The sequence below is a fragment of the Marinicrinis lubricantis genome (genome assembly GCF_042658665.1).
Lineage (GTDB): Bacteria > Bacillota > Bacilli > Paenibacillales > KCTC-33676 > Marinicrinis > Marinicrinis lubricantis.
Window position 1 is genome coordinate 1 of sequence record NZ_JBHSQV010000080.1, and the last position, 1,792, is coordinate 1,792.

Here is a 1,792-nt window from a genome sequence, read left to right on the forward strand (position 1 = left end):
ATTCTCACTAATGAATTGTCTAAGTTGTTCCTTCGTAAACATGCTCATGTTGTGTTCTCCTGCCTCCTGATGTCTATTACTAGATTAGCTTGGTTTAGGAGTTTACACAATTTATTTTACACTCTCCTAACTGCCTATATTGTCGAATTAGCAGCAAGGGGGTTTTATTCCATGAGAACGTATATTCTATGACAACATGTTGTCTAATCAGTATGTTCTAATATGATCAGCAGACATTAGCGATGGAGGGATCAGGAATGGCATTTCTGAAATGTTCCGAATGCACGAGTATGCTGAAGGCAATTCAAATTTCTAAATAAGATCAGTCAAGTCGGGGAGCAACGACTGCTTGAATATTCGCCAACCGGGATCAAATGCTCAGACTGGACTCCTGTAATTGAAAACCTCCGAGGATTTGCAGAAGGAATTTACTGTCCGTCTTGTTTTGCTATCGTTCCTCTAGAGAAAGAAGAATTTCTTCTATGTGAAGATAACCGAATTCCCGGCGTAGTAAGTCATGAGTTTTCATCCGATGATGTACTGGATAAGCTGAAGAAGTTGGCCGAGGAAGAAGTTGCCGAGATTTATGTTCATACACTTCCTGCGAAAGAAGCTACTTTTGCGGATATTCCTGAATCAACGCCAGAGCCCATCAAGGACGCCTTACATCGAATGGGAATTACGCAGTTATATTCTCACCAAGCACAAACAGCCGATGCAGTCCATTCTGGGTCGAATGTTGTCTTGGTCACTTCAACATCATCCGGAAAGACGTTGTCCTATAACCTGCCGATTCTTAGTCGTTTATATAACCATCCTGAAGAACGTGGATTATACATATTTCCAACAAAAGCGTTAGCAAATGATCAGTTGGATCAAATTAAACGTTTTGGCATGCAACGAACGGAGAATAATTCTTCCTTGGATGAGTGGTTTGAAACTCAATTGCACTTAGGAGATCGCCTGATTCATATCGGCCGGCTGGATGGTGATACCGAGAATGGGCCGCGGCAGCGAATCATGGAAAAAGCACAGGTATGGATGACGAATCCGGATATGATTCATTACTCCATTCTCGGGCAAGTTCAGAAGGTGAAGTACGCGACCGCACACCACATTCGAAATTATCTGCGGAACCTCAAATTTATAGTGCTTGATGAGATGCATATGTACCGAGGTACATTCGGAAGTCATGTCGCATTGGTACTCAGACGCCTGCTTAAGGTTTGTCGAGAACTTGGTAATGCGCACAACATCCAGATTATTACGAGCTCAGCAACGATTGAAAATCCTATTAGATTAGCAGAGGATCTTACAGGTCTTAGCGGATTCACCCTCATCAATACAGATGGTTCCGCCCATCAGAAAAAGGGGATCGTCCTCTGGAATCCCGGTATGTCAGCCGATGAACAAGTCCGCCGCGCGCCTTCTACCGATGCCATTACGATGGCGAAACAGATCATGACTGTTGATCAGAAAGTGATTAAGAGCATCATTTTTCAACCTTCTCGCAGCCAGACTATGGTATTTACCCGTTATATCAAAGACGTCTTGCGCCAGCCTCTCCGACTACCAAAAGAGAAAGTGGAAGGAGAAAAACTCGCGGCATTTTATACCGGAATACTGCCGAATGATACTCGGAAACGGATTATAGAGAGACTCAAGTGTAACCGCTAAACTAGAATCAACGGATTCCGCTAAATAAGAATGAACAAAACTTACCATACCCTTCCTATTAAGATATCATAGAACTGGTAATTCTAGCATCAGGGGGAAGCGGTATGAGGAAAGA

1 protein-coding gene is annotated in these 1,792 nt (G+C 43.1%); it reads left to right on the forward strand.

Translation table 11 applies throughout. The annotated features are described in order from the left end of the window. The first annotated feature begins 558 nt into the window (after positions 1-558). Positions 559-1,677: a DEAD/DEAH box helicase gene (locus ACFPXP_RS08135; RefSeq protein ID WP_379893737.1), complete on the forward strand. Its 1,119-nt coding sequence runs from the start codon at positions 559-561 to the stop codon at positions 1,675-1,677. Positions 1,678-1,792 lie beyond the last annotated feature (115 nt).